18 protein-coding genes are annotated in these 17,571 nt (G+C 42.9%); 8 read left to right on the top strand and 10 right to left on the bottom strand.

Features of this window, described 5'->3' with window-relative positions:
• Nucleotides 1–30: 30 nt before the first annotated feature.
• The 4 genes from MK370_RS06890 to yycF all read right to left on the bottom strand — a co-directional run bounded on the left by MK370_RS06890 (nucleotide 31) and on the right by yycF (nucleotide 3,321).
• Nucleotides 31–390 carry a YbaN family protein gene (locus tag MK370_RS06890; protein ID WP_268684691.1) on the bottom strand — a complete coding sequence of 120 codons (360 nt, stop codon included), beginning with the start codon at nucleotides 388–390 and terminating at the stop codon, nucleotides 31–33.
• An 80-nt stretch (nucleotides 391–470) separates the two neighbouring features.
• Entirely contained in the window at nucleotides 471–1,271 is an 801-nt protein-coding gene (locus MK370_RS06885; RefSeq protein ID WP_268684690.1) for an MBL fold metallo-hydrolase, read from the bottom strand.
• A 9-nt stretch (nucleotides 1,272–1,280) separates the two neighbouring features.
• The gene (gene vicK, locus MK370_RS06880; protein ID WP_002894938.1) at nucleotides 1,281–2,627 is read right to left on the bottom strand and encodes a cell wall metabolism sensor histidine kinase VicK; all 1,347 of its coding nucleotides are present in this window, start codon (nucleotides 2,625–2,627) and stop codon (nucleotides 1,281–1,283) included.
• Nucleotides 2,620–3,321 (bottom strand): response regulator YycF, encoded by a 702-nt coding sequence (gene yycF / locus MK370_RS06875; RefSeq protein ID WP_125355960.1) that lies wholly within the window; start codon nucleotides 3,319–3,321, stop codon nucleotides 2,620–2,622. Before yycF ends, vicK begins: the two co-directional genes overlap by 8 nt.
• A gap of 340 nt (nucleotides 3,322–3,661) precedes the next feature.
• Here yycF and MK370_RS06870 point away from each other — a divergent pair, with 340 nt between their 5' ends.
• The 5 genes from MK370_RS06870 (at nucleotide 3,662) to MK370_RS06850 (ending at nucleotide 7,138) form a co-directional block, all read left to right on the top strand.
• Complete coding sequence (locus MK370_RS06870) at nucleotides 3,662–4,423, top strand: amino acid ABC transporter ATP-binding protein (protein WP_268684689.1); 762 nt, start codon at nucleotides 3,662–3,664, stop codon at nucleotides 4,421–4,423.
• 14 nt (nucleotides 4,424–4,437) lie between these two features.
• Nucleotides 4,438–5,250: a transporter substrate-binding domain-containing protein gene (locus MK370_RS06865; protein WP_268684688.1), complete on the top strand. Its 813-nt coding sequence runs from the start codon at nucleotides 4,438–4,440 to the stop codon at nucleotides 5,248–5,250.
• Nucleotides 5,251–5,262: 12 nt separating this feature from the next.
• Nucleotides 5,263–5,943: an amino acid ABC transporter permease gene (locus MK370_RS06860; protein ID WP_002906090.1), complete on the top strand. Its 681-nt coding sequence runs from the start codon at nucleotides 5,263–5,265 to the stop codon at nucleotides 5,941–5,943.
• 10 nt (nucleotides 5,944–5,953) lie between these two features.
• Nucleotides 5,954–6,613, top strand: a complete 660-nt coding sequence (locus MK370_RS06855) for an amino acid ABC transporter permease (RefSeq protein WP_161542914.1) — start codon at nucleotides 5,954–5,956, stop codon at nucleotides 6,611–6,613.
• A 114-nt stretch (nucleotides 6,614–6,727) separates the two neighbouring features.
• Nucleotides 6,728–7,138 carry a lipoprotein gene (locus MK370_RS06850; RefSeq protein ID WP_268684687.1) on the top strand — a complete coding sequence of 137 codons (411 nt, stop codon included), beginning with the start codon at nucleotides 6,728–6,730 and terminating at the stop codon, nucleotides 7,136–7,138.
• A gap of 102 nt (nucleotides 7,139–7,240) precedes the next feature.
• Here the strand turns inward: MK370_RS06850 and thrS are convergent, their stop codons facing one another.
• The 6 genes from thrS to ccpA form a co-directional block, all read right to left on the bottom strand.
• Nucleotides 7,241–9,184, bottom strand: a complete 1,944-nt coding sequence (thrS, locus tag MK370_RS06845) for a threonine--tRNA ligase (RefSeq protein ID WP_268684686.1) — start codon at nucleotides 9,182–9,184, stop codon at nucleotides 7,241–7,243.
• Between the two features lie 31 nt (nucleotides 9,185–9,215).
• Nucleotides 9,216–9,614, bottom strand: coding sequence for a hypothetical protein (locus tag MK370_RS06840; RefSeq protein WP_048774242.1), 399 nt, complete (start codon nucleotides 9,612–9,614; stop codon nucleotides 9,216–9,218).
• 343 nt (nucleotides 9,615–9,957) lie between these two features.
• A complete protein-coding gene (locus tag MK370_RS06835) occupies nucleotides 9,958–10,401 on the bottom strand; it encodes a hypothetical protein (protein WP_268684772.1) in 444 nt (147 codons plus the stop codon).
• Between the two features lie 100 nt (nucleotides 10,402–10,501).
• On the bottom strand, nucleotides 10,502–11,824 hold the full coding sequence (locus tag MK370_RS06830) for a glycosyltransferase family 4 protein (RefSeq protein ID WP_268684685.1): 1,323 nt from the start codon (nucleotides 11,822–11,824) through the stop codon (nucleotides 10,502–10,504).
• Between the two features lies 1 nt (nucleotide 11,825).
• Nucleotides 11,826–12,824 (bottom strand): glycosyltransferase family 4 protein, encoded by a 999-nt coding sequence (locus tag MK370_RS06825; RefSeq protein WP_268684684.1) that lies wholly within the window; start codon nucleotides 12,822–12,824, stop codon nucleotides 11,826–11,828.
• A gap of 247 nt (nucleotides 12,825–13,071) precedes the next feature.
• Complete coding sequence (gene ccpA, locus MK370_RS06820) at nucleotides 13,072–14,076, bottom strand: catabolite control protein A (protein WP_002894913.1); 1,005 nt, start codon at nucleotides 14,074–14,076, stop codon at nucleotides 13,072–13,074.
• Nucleotides 14,077–14,238: 162 nt separating this feature from the next.
• Between ccpA and MK370_RS06815 the strand changes: the two genes are divergently transcribed.
• The 3 genes from MK370_RS06815 (at nucleotide 14,239) to MK370_RS06805 (ending at nucleotide 17,549) form a co-directional block, all read left to right on the top strand.
• A complete protein-coding gene (locus tag MK370_RS06815; RefSeq protein WP_268684683.1) occupies nucleotides 14,239–15,321 on the top strand; it encodes a M24 family metallopeptidase in 1,083 nt (360 codons plus the stop codon).
• Nucleotides 15,322–15,745: 424 nt separating this feature from the next.
• Entirely contained in the window at nucleotides 15,746–16,792 is a 1,047-nt protein-coding gene (locus tag MK370_RS06810; protein ID WP_268684682.1) for a FecCD family ABC transporter permease, read from the top strand.
• A 1-nt stretch (nucleotide 16,793) separates the two neighbouring features.
• Nucleotides 16,794–17,549 carry an ABC transporter ATP-binding protein gene (locus tag MK370_RS06805; RefSeq protein WP_268684681.1) on the top strand — a complete coding sequence of 252 codons (756 nt, stop codon included), beginning with the start codon at nucleotides 16,794–16,796 and terminating at the stop codon, nucleotides 17,547–17,549.
• Nucleotides 17,550–17,571: the final 22 nt, after the last annotated feature.

The raw sequence follows: 17,571 nt of genomic DNA, 5'->3' as shown, positions 1-17,571 counted from the left end.
AGGCGCAAACGCACCTGCTGACAGTGATTTCTATTCCTTATCCGGAATTACTTTAAACAAATAATAGGTGATAAAAATGGTCAGACCCAACAGTCCAATCTTAACCCAAATAATAGGCGCTAGAAAAATGGAAATCCCCATCAAGATATAGATGGAAACGATGATCTTTTTCTTACGTTCCTTGGTAATCGTTCCCGTCTCTCGAAAATCTGCCACATAGGTCTGATACATCTTTGTATGATAGAGCCAATTCTCAAAACGCTTGGAACTGCGCGAAAAGCAGGCAATGGACAAGAGAAGAAATGGTGTCGTCGGCAGGAGAGGCAGAAAAATCCCCAAAACACCTAGCCCTAAAGATAATAAACCTACCACAAAGTAAATTGGACGCATACAAGCTCCTTTGCAAAATTTTTTAAATATTTAATGGATACCTCACTAGAGCAAGAAAACCAAACCTTTCGGTCTGGTGTTTAAATACTCGTCAAAGGTGTCGCTGTATCAGGCGAGGTATCATAGACCTGGAAATCGTGACCGACTGCCATATCGGCTTGAGCCAGTTGATTGACCATGGTCATGTGGGCCAATTCCTTGATATTATTTTCCTTACTGAGATGTCCCAGATAGATTCGCTTGGTGCGATTGCCCAGAGTCCGAATCATGGTCTCCGCTCCGTCTTCATTAGACAGGTGGCCCATATCCGACAGAATCCGCTGCTTGAGGCTCCAAGGATAGGCACCGCTGCGGAGAATTTCAATATCGTGGTTACTCTCAATCAGGTAACCATCGGCATTTTCGATAATCCCAGCCATCCGGTCACTGACATAGCCCGTATCCGTCAGCATGACAAAGCTCTTGTCATCCTTCATAAAGCGGTAAAATTGTGGACAGGCTGTGTCATGACTGACACCAAAGCTCTCCACATCCAAGTCTCCAAAGGTCTTAGTCTTGCCCAGTTCAAAGATATGCTTTTGACTAGCATCCAGCTTGCCCAAGTCCTTTTCCATAGCCTTCCAAGTGGCCTCATTAGCATAAATATCTAAATTATACTTGCGAGCCAATACACCAACACCATGAATGTGGTCCTTATGCTCATGGGTCACTAAAATGGCATCCAAATCCTCAGGCTTGCGGCCAATTTCGCCCAGCAAGCTCGTAATTTTCTTGCCTGATAAGCCAGCGTCAACCAGAATCCGCTTTTGATCTGTTTCCAGATAGAAACAGTTACCGCTTGATCCTGACGCCAGAATACTGTATTGAAATCCTTTAGTCATGTTTACTTTCTATATATCTTCATTATCCCAGTCGTCATCTCGGACGCCATCATTCTCATAAGGCAAGACAATGGTAAAGGTCGACCCCACACCATACTCACTCTTAGCCCAGATAAAGCCCTGATGCTGTTTGATAATTTCCTTGGCAATAGCCAGTCCCAGACCCGTTCCGCCTTGGGCACGGCTGCGTGCCTTGTCCACTCGATAAAATCGGTCAAAAATCTTAGGCAGGTCCTGCTTGGGAATTCCCAGACCTTCATCCGCAATCGAGAGAATCAACTGCTCATCTGTTGTCTTGATGGAAACAGTAATGGTTCCACCATCCGGCGAATACTTGATGGCATTGTTCATGATATTATCAATGACCTGGGTCAACTTATCTGTATCAATCTCCACCCAAATCGGTGTTATCGGATAATCACGGATAATCTCATATTTCTTGGTCTCGTCTTGATTTTTTATCTTGTCAAAGCGATTGAGGATAAAGGTGATAAAGGCTGTGAAATTCGTCAGCTCCACTTCCAGATGGCTGGTCTCATTGTCAATACGGGACAGACTAAGCAGGTCCGTCACCATCCGCATCATGCGGTTGGTTTCATTGAGCGATACCTTGACAAAGTCCGGTGCTACTGGCTCAGACAAGGCTCCCTCATCCAAGGCTTCCAGATAGGACTTAACACTGGTCAGCGGAGTCCGCAACTCGTGGCTGACGTTGGAAACAAAGAGGCGACGCTCCCGCTCTTCCTTGTCCTGCTCTGTCGTGTCATGCAAGACAGCTACCAAACCAGAAATAAAGCCCGACTCCCGCCGTACCAAGGCAAAGCGAACCCGCAAGCTCAAGTACTCACCATTTTCATCCTGAGAATCTATCGTCAGCTCAGGAACATTGGTAATCAGGTCCCTCAAATCATACTCGTCTGAAATCGAAAGCAGATCCAAAATACTCATATTTTGGACCTCATCTCTCTTAACTCCCAACTGCTTGGTTGCCATATCATTGATAGTGATAATCTGCCCCCGGCGGTTGGTCGCAAGCACGCCATCTGTCATATAGGACAGGATACTGGAAAGGCGTTTTGTTTCTTGCTCAAGGTTTTCATGTGTCAGTCGAATGACCTCTGAAAGATCATTGATACTGTTGGTCATATCTGTGATTTCTGGACTACCCTGCATGTCCAGCACTTCAGAATAGTCCCCTGCAATCAAATCTTTAACCTTTTGATTAAGCTGTACAAGCTTTTGATTATCCCGGCGATTTTCCAATAAAAGCAAGGCCACAACTACAATGAAGCCGATAATAATGATTGCAAAGACGAAATCCGCAGAAATCACAAATTGTTTAATTGCTTCAATCATTATTTCTCATATAATAGCCAACTCCGCGGCGAGTCAAGATATACTCAGGTCGGCTTGGCGTATCTTCAATCTTTTCACGCAGGCGGCGAATGGTCACATCCACTGTACGAACATCACCAAAATAGTCATAGCCCCATACTGTTTCCAGCAAGTGCTCACGTGTCATCACCTGACCGATATGTGTCGCCAAATGGTGAAGAAGTTCAAACTCACGGTGGGTCAGCTCCAGCTCCTTGCCATGCTTCTTAGCTACAAAAGCATCTGGCAAAATCTGCAGTTCCCCGATGGCCAATTCATTCGGACCACTTTCTTCTACTTGGTTTTCCACCACAAGGTCTGCCCGACGAAGAAGTGCCTTGACACGCGCCTGCAGCTCACGATTTGAGAAAGGTTTGGTCACATAGTCATCTGCACCGATTTCAAGGCCGATAACCTTGTCAAACTCACTGTCCTTAGCAGACAATACAATAATCGGAACATTGCTGGTCTTGCGAATAGTCCGAGCAACTTCCAGTCCGTCCACTTCTGGCAGCATCAAGTCCAGAATCAAGATGTCTGGCTGTTCTGCTTCAAACATTTCCAAGGCTTCCTTACCATCAAAGGCAGTCAAAACCTCATAGCCTTCTTTGGCCATATTAAACTTAATAATATCTGAGATTGGCTTCTCATCATCTACAACTAATATTTTCTTCATATGTTCACCTTAACATAAGATTGGGATTGAATCAACTCCATGATAGAAAAGTTGTGACATAGTCAGCTAAGTCGTCCTGCATCAAAACGTGCAAAAGGCAATCTAGTTTGCCTAGCTAGACTCCCAATCCAATTTTATTTATTTATATAGTCTTATTATACCAAAGTTTTCTTAAAAAACACTAATTCAAGCCATTTTTATTCCACATTTGTAGAAAATGGACAATTCTCATCCAAAAAAATTTTTCTCTGAATCGAAATACTCATTTTTATTCAATTTGACAGTTTATTTATTCTATGGTAAAATCTATGTCATATTATCTAACACAAAGGAGAAAGATATGGCTTTAGTTGAATTTAAAAATGTCGAAAAGTATTACGGAGACTACCATGCTCTGCGCAATATCAATCTCAGTTTTGAAAAAGGGCAAGTGGTTGTACTGCTGGGACCATCCGGCTCAGGAAAATCAACTCTTATCCGTACAATCAACGCTTTAGAAGGCATTTATCAGGGGAGCTTGATCGTCAATGGCCACGAGGTCATGAACACTGCTGCCAAAGATTTGGTCAACTTACGTAAAGAAGTCGGAATGGTCTTTCAACATTTTAATCTTTACCCCCACAAAACGGTGTTAGAAAATGTTACCTTGGCACCTATTAAAGTTCTAGGAATGGATAAACAAGAAGCTAAAAAAATCGCTCAAAAATATCTAGAATTTGTCAATATGTGGGACAAGAAAGACTCTTACCCAGGCATGCTGTCCGGGGGACAAAAACAAAGGATTGCCATTGCCCGCGGTTTAGCCATGCATCCTGAGCTCCTGCTCTTTGATGAACCGACTTCTGCCCTTGACCCTGAAACAATTGGTGATGTTCTGGCTGTTATGCAAAAATTAGCCAAAGACGGCATGAATATGATTGTGGTCACACACGAAATGGGCTTTGCCCGTGAGGTAGCTGACCGTATTATCTTCATGGCAGACGGTGAAGTGCTGGTGGATACTACTGATGTTGATGCTTTCTTTGACAATCCTACCGAGCCTCGCGCTAAGCAGTTTCTCAGTAAAATTATCAACCATGAGAGTGATAACGTGCTTTCTTAAAAAGGAGAAGACCTATGAAACTTAAAAAAATACTCATTAGCCTAGTCTTACTCCTTCTGACTCTAGGCTTGATTCAGGCCGCTCCTGCACAAGCCTATTCCAGTACCAGCCAAGAGGTCAAGGCCATCCAGAAACGCGGAGTCCTCAATGTCGGTGTCAAGCAGGATGTACCTAACTTTGGTTACCTCAATCCTGATAGCAATACATACAGCGGTTTAGAAATCGATATTGCAAAGAAGATTGCTAAGGAACTAGGCGTCAAAATCAACTACGTCCCAGTTACCGCACAAACCCGCGGACCACTTCTGGACAACGGACAAGTTGACATGGTCATTGCGACTTTTACCATCACAGATGAGCGTAAGGAAATCTATAATTTCACAACCCCTTACTACACTGATGCTTCTGGTTTTTTGGTTAATAAATCCAGCAAAATTACAGACGTCAAGGACTTGAATAACAAGACTATCGGCGTCGTTCAAGGCTCTATCACTCAGACCTTGCTGGAAGAAATCGCCCAAGAGAAAAAACTCAACTTCGAATATGTGGAGTTAGGCTCCTACCCTGAACTTGCTGTTTCCTTGCGGGCTCACCGTATTGATGCCATTTCTGTTGATAAGTCCATCCTGACTGGCTATGTAAGTTCCAAGTCAAACATTCTGGATTACAGCTTTAAAAAAGCTGATTATGGTGTGGTAACAAAAAAATCCAATACTCAATTGAATGACTATGTAGATGGCCTAATCTCTAAATGGAAGGAAGACGGCAGTCTACAGAAAATTTATGACAAATATGATTTAAAACCATCTGCTTCAACAGATGATTAGAAAGGAGACCCCATGAGTTTTAGTATTTCTTCTTGGCAGGCCTACTTTGCGGACTTTGGCAAGTTTTTCCAAGGATTCCTCTTTACCTTAGCTATTTCTATCGGTGCCCTGACCTTGGCTCTTTTACTAGGGATTTTCTTCGGAGCTATCAGCACAGGTAAGCATAAAGTTCTACGTGGTCTAGCTCGTGTTTTTGTTGAGTTTTATCAGAATACACCACTCTTAGTGCAATTTGTAATTGTCTTTTACGGTCTTCCGCTAGTCAGCAATTACACCATCATGCCCTCAATCTATTGGACTGCGGTTCTCTGTGTGGGACTGTACCACGGTGCTTATATCGCCGAAGTTATCCGCTCAGGTATCCAATCCATTCCTCGCGGACAGACCGAAGCTGCACTATCTCAGGGCTTTACCTATGTCGAAACCATGCGATACATCATCCTGCCTCAAGCTTTTCGGATTATCCTGCCACCGCTAATCAATCAGGTCGTCAATCTGATAAAAAACACTTCTACCGTCGCTATTATCTCTGGTATGGATCTGATGTTTGTGACCAAGTCTTGGTCTGCTCTAAACTCCAACTACATCCCAGCCTTTGCCGGAGCAGCTCTACTCTACTTCCTCCTTTGCTTCCCTATCGCCAGCTGGGGACGTAAGGTAGAGGAAGCCAATAAACAAGCTTACAGCATCTAAGGAGGTCTCTATGGAAAATATTTTAAAAGTCTTAACCGCAAACAACCTCCTCTTTATCCTTAAGGGGCTCTGGCTGACGCTACAAATTTCTTTCATTTCCATTGTCTTATCCACGATTTTTGGAACTATTCTAGCAGTCATGAGAAACGGGAAAAATAAACTGCTCAAGCTGATTGCCAGCATTTACATCGAATTTGTCCGTAATGTACCCAATCTGCTCTGGATTTTCACTATCTTTTTAGTCTTTCAGATTAAATCAACGCCAGCTGGTATCATCAGCTTCACTGTCTTTACTTCTGCTGCTTTGGCAGAAATTATCCGAGGCGGTCTCAATGCCATTGACTCAGGTCAGACTGAAGCTGGCTTATCTCAAGGATTTACTCAGTTTCAGATTTTGCGTTATATCATCCTACCTCAGGCTATTCGGAAAATGCTGCCAGCCATCATTTCTCAGTTTGTCACAGTGATTAAGGATACCAGCCTTCTCTATTCTGTTATTGCACTCCAAGAACTCTTTGGTTCTGCTCAAATTCTAATGGGACGCTATTTTGAAGCTGAACAAGTCTTCGCGCTCTACCTACTAGTAGCAGCCATCTATTTCCTGATTAACTTCGCCATTTCCAGCTTCTCGCGCAAGCTATCCCAACACTGGGCTCAAGCTGCAGAATAGATAGCTCAAATACAGACCTACTGTGCAAAAGTTGAGTTTACCAACTCAGCTTTTTTATTTTTAATATTTGTGGTAGAATGATAGAGACATATGCTACCTTAAAAGGAGATAAACATGAATAAATTAAAATTTCTATTTCTTGTTCTTATAACAGCCACTTTACTTAGTGCTTGTGGCCTCGTAGGAAAAACTCAAGGAGGTTTTCGAGGAAAATGGAAAGCACAGGATTCTGATGGAAAAGATATAGAAATGATATTCAATGAAGATAATGGAAAAATAGGAGACAAAGAATTCGACTATACTATTAGTAAGGAAGGGCATGATCAAGATACTAAATATTACAGAATTACTGTCAGCGATACCTATCACTATACCATTATTTTCCCAGATAACGATATGAAAATAGCTATTCTTATAGAACCCGATGATCCATATAGTGACCCTCTCTATGGGGAAATGCTCTATGCCATGAATCGAAATGAATATCCTGATTTTGATGATTATGTGGATAAATATTTGCATTAAGATCAAATTTGCTAACATAATTAGTAAAGAAATTTTTACTTACAGATAGAAAACAATTAAACCCGAGCTAATTGCTCGGGTTTAATTGTTTTCTAATGAGTTCTACTTTTCAACGCGTGATTTGTTGGCAATGTCTGCTAGGATTTGCTCTACAAATTCGTCTACTGGTATTGTATGTGTTTCTTTTTGACCGTAGCGGCGGACATTAACAGTACCGTCTTCTCCTTCCTTGTCACCAACGATGAGCTGATAAGGAATCTTGCTAGTTTGTGAAGCACGAATCTTGTACTGCATTTTTTCATTACGCTCATCCACATCAGCACGAACACCCTTGTCACGCAGCTTCTTAGCCACTTGCCAAGCGTAGTCAATATGTGCTTCATTGGAAACCGGAATCAAGGTCACTTGATGCGGAGCCAGCCAAGTCGGGAAGGCACCCTTGTAATTTTCAATCAAGATGGCTGTGAAGCGCTCCATGGTTGAGATAACTCCGCGGTGAATCATAACTGGGCGATGCTCTTCACCGTCAGCTCCGACATACTTGAGGTCAAAACGCTCTGGCAAGAGGAAGTCCAGCTGGATAGTTGACAGAGTTTCTTCATTTCCTAGGGCTGTTTTAACCTGAATATCAAGTTTCGGACCGTAGAAAGCTGCTTCTCCTTCTGCTTCAAAGTAGTCCACACCCATTTCGTCCAAGGCTGCTCGCAGCATGGTTTGGGCATTTTCCCACATCTCATCGTTATCATAGTATTTATGCGTGTCCTGAGGGTCACGAAGAGACAGGCGGAAACGATATTCTGTCAAGTTGAAGTCTTCATAAACATCGATAATCAACTGAAGGGCACGTTGGAATTCTTCTTGGATCTGTTCTGGAGTGACGAAGAGGTGGCCATCATTAAGAGACATTTCACGTACACGTTGAAGACCAGTCAGGGCACCAGATTTTTCATAGCGGTGCATCATGCCAATCTCGGCGATACGGATTGGCAGCTCGCGGTAAGAGTGAACATGGTGTTTGTAGACTTGGATGTGGTGAGGACAGTTCATAGGACGCAGAACAAACTCTTCCCCATCCCCCATATCCATGGTTGGGAACATATCCTCTTGATAGTGCTCCCAGTGGCCAGAAGTCTTATAAAGCTCCACAGAAGCCAAAGGTGGAGTGTAGACGTGTTGGTAGCCGGAAGCCAACTCTTTGTCAACGATGTAGCGCTCCAACTCGCGACGGACAGTCGCACCGTTTGGCAGCCAGAACGGCAAACCTTGCCCTACCTCTTGAGAAATCATGAAGAGATCCAGCTCTTTCCCTAACTTACGGTGGTCGCGTTCTTTAGCTTCTTCCCGTATTTGCAGATATTTCTTCAGGTCTTTCTTGTCAAACCAAGCAGTACCATAGACCCGCTGCATCATAGCATTGTCGCTGTTCCCGCGCCAATATGCTCCAGCCACGTTCAAGAGGTGGAAGATTTGAATCCGACCTGTAGATGGAACGTGAGGCCCACGGCAGAGATCCACATATTCACCCTGACGGTAGATGGTCAAACCGCCCTCATCTTCTGAGTGCTCTTCAATCAATTCCAACTTGTAAGGATCGTTTTTGAAAATTTCACGCGCCTCATCCTTGGTTACTTCCTCGCGGATGGATGGGAAGTTTTCTTTGACGATTTTCATCATTTCTTCTTCGATACGAGGCAGGTCTTCATTTGAAATTTGCCCTGCTTCATTGTCCGTATCGTAGTAGAAACCATCCTGAATGGCAGGACCAACTCCCAAGTGAATATCTGGGAAAAGGCGGCGAGCTGCTTGTGCAAACAAGTGAGCAGCAGAGTGACGCAAGATGTCTAAAGCGTCTTCGTGGTCAGGTGTCACGATTTCAATGGCACCATCTTCAGTGATGGCACGAGTCGTATCAATCAATTTGCCGTTGAATTTACCAGCCAAAGCTTTTTTAGCTAGGGAATTGCTGATAGATTGGGCAATTTCAAAACTAGTAACGCCAGATTCGAATTCACGAACAGCGCCATCTGGGAAAGTAATCTTAATCATGAGTTTTCTCCTTATCTATCATCCAAATATTTTAAGAATCTATTCTTTTATTGTAATAGTTTATTTCTAGGATTTCTTGTAGCTCAGTTTTATGCCAGCCTGCACCAATCATTACCTTATTAACATTAAATTCAAAACTCTGTTTATCATTCATCGAAAACTTAAGTTTATATCCCATGAACAAGCGCTTCTTAAATTGATATGCTTGGATATCTTCTGCTGAAAATTCTCCTACAATGTCTCCTAATTTCCCCATAGGGGTAATAGAAATGATGTAGATTCCTGTCTCGGTAAAAACAATTAAAAAGTAGGCATTTGCAGTGCCTCCCAAGCGCTGAGTTCCATAGACCGCATGCAGCGACTCAGCTATGCTAGAATCTAAGCCATGTTTCATTAAATAAGCCTTAATTTCTTCAAATTTGAATCCCATATAGATCTCCTTTATTCATTTTATTTTTTTTAATATTGTAGCAAAGGAAAAGCCATCTCTCGCCACTCAAAAAGTAACAAAAGAAAAATGAAAAATGAAAACAAAAAACGACATCCAAAAAGGACGTCGCAACGTGGTTCCACCTTCATTTATGTAAGTCAAAAGACTCACACCTCGAATCGGCTCTAACGTAGCCACCGTTTTATGTTTGCATAAAAGCTAATAGAGTAGTCCCAACTGCATCCTCTACGCGATTTCCAGCTTCACGCGCTCTCTAAAAGATTTCCTGCAGGTGATTTGTCTCTAGAAAACATTATAGCACGATTGGAGAAATTTGCAAGAGCTATTGATCATCAAAACCAGGAAAACGATTTAGAGCCTCTTGACTTAAAGTGGCTGCTTGACGTTTTTTACGATGTTGCTCTGCTAACAGCATTCCTCCCAAAGAAAGGAATAACAAGACATGAATATCCCTAGCATTATAAAGCGTGGAAGTGATTGGATTATAAATCTTATCTCCTGAGTAAAAAAGTCCGTCAAAAAAGTTTTTGAATAGGTAATAATACTGAACCCCTGGAATCAAAAGAAGAAAGAGCAGTGAAAAACCTTGCATCCGAGTATTTATATAAACAGTCACTGCAACAAACAAAGGAAGCAGCAAAGCATAATAAAATAAATTAAGATTAGATAGCCAGCTCAAAACACTTTCTGTATTGTCTATGAGATATCTCCAAAGCTCTTGCCAAATCCAATCTGAAGCAATGAAAATGCCATAGAACAAAAGCAGCCACGGCAGCTGTTTGAGATATTTTTCATAAGATTTCTACTCTATTTCTAAACAAAACCTTGCATAAATAGCTATTGCCACAATGGTGCGAGGCATGTTTCTATTCTAATAACTTAGTAATATTCCTGATTTTTTTCACTTGCTTACTCGAAGCTTTGAGGATACGAACAGAGCCATTGATTGGTAGAGAGATGACCTTGCTAGGCAGATAGGCCACTGTCTTGGCCAGACGCTTGGCAGCACTTTCCTCTGGGCTAAGCTCATTATGGAAGTCCTTGGAAATAGTCAAATCCAGATAAAACTCATAGACTCTGCGACCAAAGTTCTCCGCTGAAATCTCGTAGAGCTTGTCTGCCAACTTCTGCTCATCCATGTCAGGTGTTGCAATAATCGCCTCTAAAATAGCGCCTGATAAATCACGCTCTTGGTAATAAAGGGTCCCAAAAATCTTGTCACTAATAACATTATCCAGATAAGGATTGCCATGGGCAATAATCGGTGTGCCGCTGGCTAAGCTTTCCAGATAAGTCAGACCTTGAGTCTCACTGGTTGACGCAGAGATAAAGAAATCCGCAGCTTTATAGTAAAGGGCCGTATCACTTGGAGCAATCATCCCCGTAAACATGACAGCTTCTTCAATCTGAAGCTTGGCAACCAGTTCTTTCAAGTCTTCCGCATAGGGACCGTCACCGACAATGACTAGCTTGACTTTGGTATTTTCTTCAAGGACGGCAGGCATCGCCTCAACGATAGCCTGGATATTCTTTTCATAAGAAATACGGGACAGACTGAGCAGCATAATCTCATCTTCAGCTAGTCCCAGCTTGAAACGAAGCTTTTTGATATCCTCATGCGAAATTTCCAGCCGCTCAAACTTCGCCTGCTCAATCCCTGTCGGAATCACCCGTTTTTCTGCTTCGATTTTATAATTAACCAAAAGGTCATAAACAATCTCGCTAGGGCAGATAACCCCATCCAAATCACTCATGAAACCACGGACGATGTATTTGACCATGCTAGGACGGATGACCATCCCCTTGGCAATATAGTGCACATAATCTTCATACTGGGTATGATAGGTATGTACTACCGGAATCCGCAACTCTTTGGCAATCCAAATCCCCAGAAGCCCTAGTGAAAACTCAGTCTGGGTATGGATAATATCCAGCTGGTACTGTCGGGCAATTTCCAAGGTATAAGAAAAGCCTCGGTAAGCCAATCTTCGGTCCTTAAAGGCAAAGAATGGTATGCTGGGAATTCGAATAATCTGCCAATCTTCATAACGATTGACATCCTTGTCCGTCGTCGTAAAAATAAATACCGTGTGACCTAATTTTTCCAGCTCCATCTTCAAAGTCTGGATACTGGTAGCAACCCCAGAGACCTGAGGAAAATAGGTATCTGTAAAAAGACCAATACGCATCTTACATCTCCAAAACTGTTTGATAAGCCTTGACTAACTTATCTGCAACATCGTCAATAGACCGGCTTTTAGCCACCTGATAGCCTGCTTCGCGCTTGTCCACCTTTTTATCTAAGATATTTCTCAGAGACTGGACAAACTCGTCTACGTTATGACAGAGCTCAGCTGAACGATCATCCACCCAGCCCTGATAGACTGGAATATCACGCAGCACAACATTCTGCTCACTGGCCAAGGCTTCCAGGACAACAATTCCTTCAGTTTCCTCATAGGACGGGAAAAAGAAGGCATCTGCTCCAGACATGGCTCCCTGAAATACCGCTCCCTTAAAATAGCCGGGAAATTCAACATTATCAGGATGGTCAAAGAGAACCAGACGGCGAATCTTGCGCGGAATCAGCCAGAGATTGATAGAGCCCAGCCAGATAAAGCGCACATCTGGCATCCTGCGGGCAACCTCTACAAAATCCTCAATCCCCTTGCGGCGGAAATAAAGGCCAGCACAAACGACCACCTTCTGCCCCTCTTCAATCTTAAAATACTTTTTAAAAACTTCTTCCTTGCGAGCATCTTTCTTATACTTAGGCAGGTCAATACCGTTTGACACAGCCACCATAGGTGTTGTGACCCCATAAGACTGGATGAGCTGCTTGGAATACTCCGATGGCGTAATAATGAAATCCGCCTTTTTATACATGTGCGTCAGATATTTACCAAAAAGCGGAGCAAAGAGATTGGATCCAATAAAGGAATTTTCAAAGTCCTCCTTGGTCGAATGCCCATGCATAATCACTTTTTTATTGCCCCTCTTGGCAGCATGCAGAAGAAGCAAACTACGGGGACCATAGGTATTGATGTGGACCACATCATAATCTCCTAAAACGTCCGTCGTATAAGGAATCCCAGCCAAATCCAAGGCATGCATCTGATGCTGGAGGGCTCGGCCGATTCCTGATTTCTCCAAAACGGACTTTCCTTCAAGATACAGTAATACTTTCATACTTCCTATTATACCTAAAATAAAATAAAAAGGAAATCCACAAGGGCAAATGAGGTAAAAAATCCATCCAAAGCCTGATAAGGCTTAGAAAAGTACCCCTAGCTAAATGGAAACACAAAAAAGCTGAGGTACTACACCTCAGCCTCGCTTCATAATCATAAAACTCTCTTAAAGCAGTAATTTGCTTGGTCTCTTTTGTCGCTTTTCAAGCTCAGAAGACTTGATAATCAAGCTTCTATCTCACCGCTTATTTCCGAGTTGATTTACGCTCGCTAATGCTGTGAGCTAGGAGAACTTCGCGTTCTTCCAATTCTTCCTTATGCATAATCTTAGTCAGCATGCGCATACTGATAGCGCCGATGTCATAAAGAGGCTGACCGATTGTGGAAAGGTTAGGACGAGTGAAACGAGCTACTTGCGAATCATCACTGGTAATGATTTCAAAATCTTCTGGAACCTTGATTCCTTGATCAGACAGACCATTTAAAAGGCCTGCTGCCAGTTCATCTCCTGTGACAAAAGCTGCAGTTGCTTTGGAAGCAATAACACGCTCTGCCAAGTGGTAGCCATCATCATAAGAATATTTAGATTCAAAAACCAAGCCTTCGCTGTATGAAAGTTTCTTGTTCTTCAAGCCATCTTTATAGCCTGATAGACGGATTTTCCCATTGATATCATCTACAAGCGGTCCGCTGACAAAGGCAATTTTCTTATTGCGCTTAGCCAGTAATTCTACAGCATCAACCGTTGCTTGTTTGTAGTCAATATTGACGCTCGGAAGCTGATGCTCCACATCAACAGTCCCCGCCAAAACGACCGGTGTGCGTGAACGTGAAAATTCTGAACGAATTTTCTCCGTCAGATGATAGCCCATGAAAATAATCCCATCCACCTGCTTAGAAAAGAGGGTATTGACAACGGATACTTCCTTATCATCATCCTCATCACTGTTAGCCAAGACAATGTTGTATTTATACATTTCGGCAATATCATCAATCCCTTTTGCCAGGGTTGAGAAATAGCTATTGGTAATATTAGGAATGACAACGCCGACAGTTGTAGTCTTCTTGCTGGCTAGTCCACGTGCTACTGCGTTTGGACGATAGTCAAGACGGTCAATGACCTCTAAAACTTTTTTACGTGTGTTTTCTTTGACGTTCTTATTTCCATTCACCACTCGACTGACTGTCGCCATCGAAACTCCCGCTTCACGGGCGACATCATAAATCGTTACTGTGTCGTCTGTGTTCATATAGTTTCCTTTCTTCTATTGAAAATATCGTTTTCACTTTCCTACATTCATCATTTTATCACTTCTTGTAAACACTTTCAAGTATTTTGATAAGTTTTTGAAAAGTCTTGCTTTTTTTGACATTTTTTGCCAAAATAGAGGCATAGAAAGAAGGTTGTGACCATGACAAAAATCCAACAAATCACCCACTATCTCGAGAATGAGAAGCTAGATGCTGCTGTTCTGTCTGATCCAGTCACTATCAATTATCTGACTGGTTTCTACAGCGACCCGCATGAGCGGCAGATGTTTTTGTTTGTCTATCCTGACCATGAGCCCCTGCTCTTCGTGCCAGCTTTAGAAGTTGAGCGTGCTTCAGGTTCTGTTTCCTTTTCAGTCCTTGGCTATATGGACTCTGAAAATCCTTGGCAGAAGATTAAAGCTGCCCTTCCAGCTCACTCCTTCAAGACTGTCGCTCTTGAGTTTGATAACTTGATTTTGACCAAATATCATGGATTGAAAACTGTCTTTGAAACTGCAGAATTTGCCAACCTGACACCTTACGTCAACCGCTTGCGCCTGATTAAGTCTGCCGATGAAATCCAGAAAATGCTGGTAGCTGGGCAATATGCTGACAAGTCTGTCAATATCGGTTTTGACAATATCTCACTTGACAATACCGAAACTGATATCATCGCTCAGATTGACTTTGCTATCAAGCGAGAAGGCTATGAGATGAGCTTTGAAACTATGGTGCTGACGGGAAATAATGCAGCTAATCCGCACGGTATTCCTGGAGCAAATAAAGTCGAAAATAACGCCCTCCTGCTCTTTGACCTTGGCTGCATGGTTAATGGCTATGCCAGCGATATGACACGGACCGTTGCTGTCGGCCAGCCGGACCAGTTCAAAAAAGATATCTACCATCTGACATTGGAAGCCCAGCAAGCTGCTCTTAACTTTATCAAGCCAGGTGTCACAGCTCATGAAGTAGATCGCGCCGCTCGGCAAGTCATCGAAAAAGCTGGCTATGGTGAATATTTCAACCACCGCCTCGGCCATGGTATCGGTATGGATGTTCACGAATTTCCATCCATCATGGAAGGCAACGACATGGTCATCGAAGAAGGCATGTGCTTCTCTGTTGAGCCTGGTATTTACATCCCTGGTAAGGTCGGTGTCCGCATCGAAGACTGCGGCCATGTCACTAAGAATGGTTTTGAACTCTTCACCGAAACTAGCAAGGACTTGTTATATTTTGAATAGAATTTTATAAGCCTATGTTATTTCTTGAATAATTATTGGGCTTGGCAAAGGACTTCTGGTTCTTTGAGCTATCATTGTTAAACATCTTTATAGCTATCTTAGTCCTTACGCATTTATAATTTCAAAAAACGATAGAAAAATTTCTGTCGTTTTTTCTTGTTTCCTAGTAATTATACTAAGTCATTTAGGTTCACCCACTTTTCTCCAATGAAGTCGTCTCTCGAGACGTTCCGAAGAAATAAATTACTCCTCACTATCCAGTTCTTACACCAGCAAGATGATTTCATCACTGAAAAGATAAAGCGTCATTAAACCTTGTCATATCAGAAGCTTTTTATCCCTTCTTGCCCTTCTGATTTAAAAATGTTATAATTTTTTATGAAATTGTCTAAAAATTCTAATCTTTTCTGTTAAGGAGGTCTGGATGCTCTTCAAAAGGTCAGAAAATCACGGTTTTTCTCGCTATATCTGCCTGCTCTTGCTTCTCACCATTTTTCTGGCTTGTTCCCTCTTTTTAGCTGTTTCTTTGGGATCAGTTACTATTGACATACAAGATACTTACCAGATTATTTTCAGCAAGCTTGGTTTTTACCTCGGCACAGGCAAACTATCTCCGTCCACAATCGCTATTGTTTGGAACATGCGGGTTCCAAGAGTGCTCTTAGGAATACTAGCTGGTGCTGGGCTGTCTGTCTGTGGCAGCGTCATGCAATCTACTGTCAATAATCCCATCGCAGAGCCTTATATCCTAGGAATTTCAGCGGGTGCAACATTCGGAGCCACACTAAGCATTATCTTAGGGCTCAAATCCATTACTGGCACAGGTGCCTTTATAGGAGCCATTCTGGCATCTGCAGTGGTCCTTTTTATTGCATTCATGCAGGGAAAAATGACGACAAGCAGTCTGATTTTATCAGGAACAGTTGTAAATGCCCTCTTTATCGCTTTTTCCAACTTTATCATTTCCGTCGGTGCCAATGCTGACAGCCTTATGACAATCAAGTTCTGGACAATGGGCTCACTGGCTGGAACTTCTTGGTCAGACCTTGCCTTGCCGGCTCTTGTTGTTGGTTTCTCCTTTTTGTTTTTCTGTTCCCAGTATCGTATTTTCAATACTATGATGATGGGTGACGAAGCAGCTTTGACACTGGGAGTCCCTCTGCGTTTTTACTGGTTCCTCTATATCACAGTTGTCGCAATAATGACTGCGGTGCTGGTTGCCTGCTGCGGTATTATCGGCTTCGTCGGACTATTCACTCCTCATATTGCTCGCAGATTAGTCGGTACCAACTACAAAAGGCTCTTTCCTATCGCTACCCTGCTCGGCTCACTCTTTCTTGTCTGGGCAGATGTTTTAGCTCGAATTTTGGTTAAAAATGCCGAGCTGCCGATTGGGATCTTCACCGCTTTGGTAGGCGCACCCTTCTTTATCTACATTGTAGCCAAAAGCCGAAAGGAGATAAGCAACTGATATGGATTTAACTTGCCAAAATATCCACTATGCTGTCGGCCAAAAAGAAATCTTAAGAGGAATTTCACTCACGGTCGAGGGAAATCAGTTTCACACCATTTTAGGGCCCAACGGAAGCGGCAAAACTAGTTTACTCAAAACCATCTACCGCCAAATCAAACCTGACAGCGGGGACATTTATCTAAACGGTAGGCCGCTTGAACAGGTCAGCATAAAAAAAGCAGCCCAGAAAATAGCCGTTGTAACTCAGTTTAACCATCTTCAATTTGACTGCACTGTCCAAGAAATCGTCATGCTGGGCAGAACGCCACATCTGTCCCTTTTTCAAAAAGAGAGCGAAAAAGACTATGCCCTCGTCCGTCATGCCTTGAGACAGGTGGGCATGCTGGATAAGGGAGAGCGAACCTATCTATCCCTGTCCGGTGGTGAGAAGCAGAGAGTCTTGCTGGCACGTGCTTTGGCTCAGCAGCCAAGCCTACTGCTCCTAGACGAGCCGACCAATCATCTGGATGTCAAATACCAGCTGGATATGCTGCGTATCGTGAAAGACCTGAACATCAATGTTTTGGCTGTTTTACACGATATCCAACTGGCTTGTCGGTATTCAGACTATTTGTACCTCATGAAAGGAGGTGAGATTGCATACCAAGGTGCTCCAAAGGAGGCCATCACCCATGATTCACTGCAAGCCGTTTACGGTATTCAGAGCAAAGTAATCTGGACCAAGGATCGACAGGCCATGATTCAGTATCTATAAGAGTCTGTTTTCAGCATTATCT

This window comes from Streptococcus sanguinis, from assembly GCF_026781265.1.
Lineage (GTDB): Bacteria > Bacillota > Bacilli > Lactobacillales > Streptococcaceae > Streptococcus > Streptococcus sanguinis_T.
This window is presented reverse-complemented; position numbering and strand designations above follow the sequence as displayed.

Excerpts from the sequence above, each read along its gene's own strand:
- MK370_RS06865 (WP_268684688.1), top strand. The coding sequence starts at position 4,438 with ATGAAACTTAAAAAAATACTCATTAGCCTAGTCTTACTCCTTCTGACT.
- MK370_RS06850 (WP_268684687.1), top strand. The coding sequence starts at position 6,728 with ATGAATAAATTAAAATTTCTATTTCTTGTTCTTATAACAGCCACTTTA.
- MK370_RS06805 (WP_268684681.1), top strand. The coding sequence starts at position 16,794 with ATGGATTTAACTTGCCAAAATATCCACTATGCTGTCGGCCAAAAAGAA.
- MK370_RS06885 (WP_268684690.1), bottom strand. The coding sequence starts at position 1,271 with ATGACTAAAGGATTTCAATACAGTATTCTGGCGTCAGGATCAAGCGGT.
- thrS (WP_268684686.1), bottom strand. The coding sequence starts at position 9,184 with ATGATTAAGATTACTTTCCCAGATGGCGCTGTTCGTGAATTCGAATCT.
- vicK (WP_002894938.1), bottom strand. The coding sequence starts at position 2,627 with ATGATTGAAGCAATTAAACAATTTGTGATTTCTGCGGATTTCGTCTTT.
- MK370_RS06890 (WP_268684691.1), bottom strand. The coding sequence starts at position 390 with ATGCGTCCAATTTACTTTGTGGTAGGTTTATTATCTTTAGGGCTAGGT.
- MK370_RS06825 (WP_268684684.1), bottom strand. The coding sequence starts at position 12,824 with ATGAAAGTATTACTGTATCTTGAAGGAAAGTCCGTTTTGGAGAAATCA.
- MK370_RS06840 (WP_048774242.1), bottom strand. The coding sequence starts at position 9,614 with ATGGGATTCAAATTTGAAGAAATTAAGGCTTATTTAATGAAACATGGC.
- MK370_RS06870 (WP_268684689.1), top strand. The coding sequence starts at position 3,662 with ATGGCTTTAGTTGAATTTAAAAATGTCGAAAAGTATTACGGAGACTAC.
- MK370_RS06860 (WP_002906090.1), top strand. The coding sequence starts at position 5,263 with ATGAGTTTTAGTATTTCTTCTTGGCAGGCCTACTTTGCGGACTTTGGC.
- ccpA (WP_002894913.1), bottom strand. The coding sequence starts at position 14,076 with ATGAACACAGACGACACAGTAACGATTTATGATGTCGCCCGTGAAGCG.
- MK370_RS06815 (WP_268684683.1), top strand. The coding sequence starts at position 14,239 with ATGACAAAAATCCAACAAATCACCCACTATCTCGAGAATGAGAAGCTA.
- MK370_RS06830 (WP_268684685.1), bottom strand. The coding sequence starts at position 11,824 with ATGCGTATTGGTCTTTTTACAGATACCTATTTTCCTCAGGTCTCTGGG.
- MK370_RS06855 (WP_161542914.1), top strand. The coding sequence starts at position 5,954 with ATGGAAAATATTTTAAAAGTCTTAACCGCAAACAACCTCCTCTTTATC.
- MK370_RS06810 (WP_268684682.1), top strand. The coding sequence starts at position 15,746 with ATGCTCTTCAAAAGGTCAGAAAATCACGGTTTTTCTCGCTATATCTGC.
- yycF (WP_125355960.1), bottom strand. The coding sequence starts at position 3,321 with ATGAAGAAAATATTAGTTGTAGATGATGAGAAGCCAATCTCAGATATT.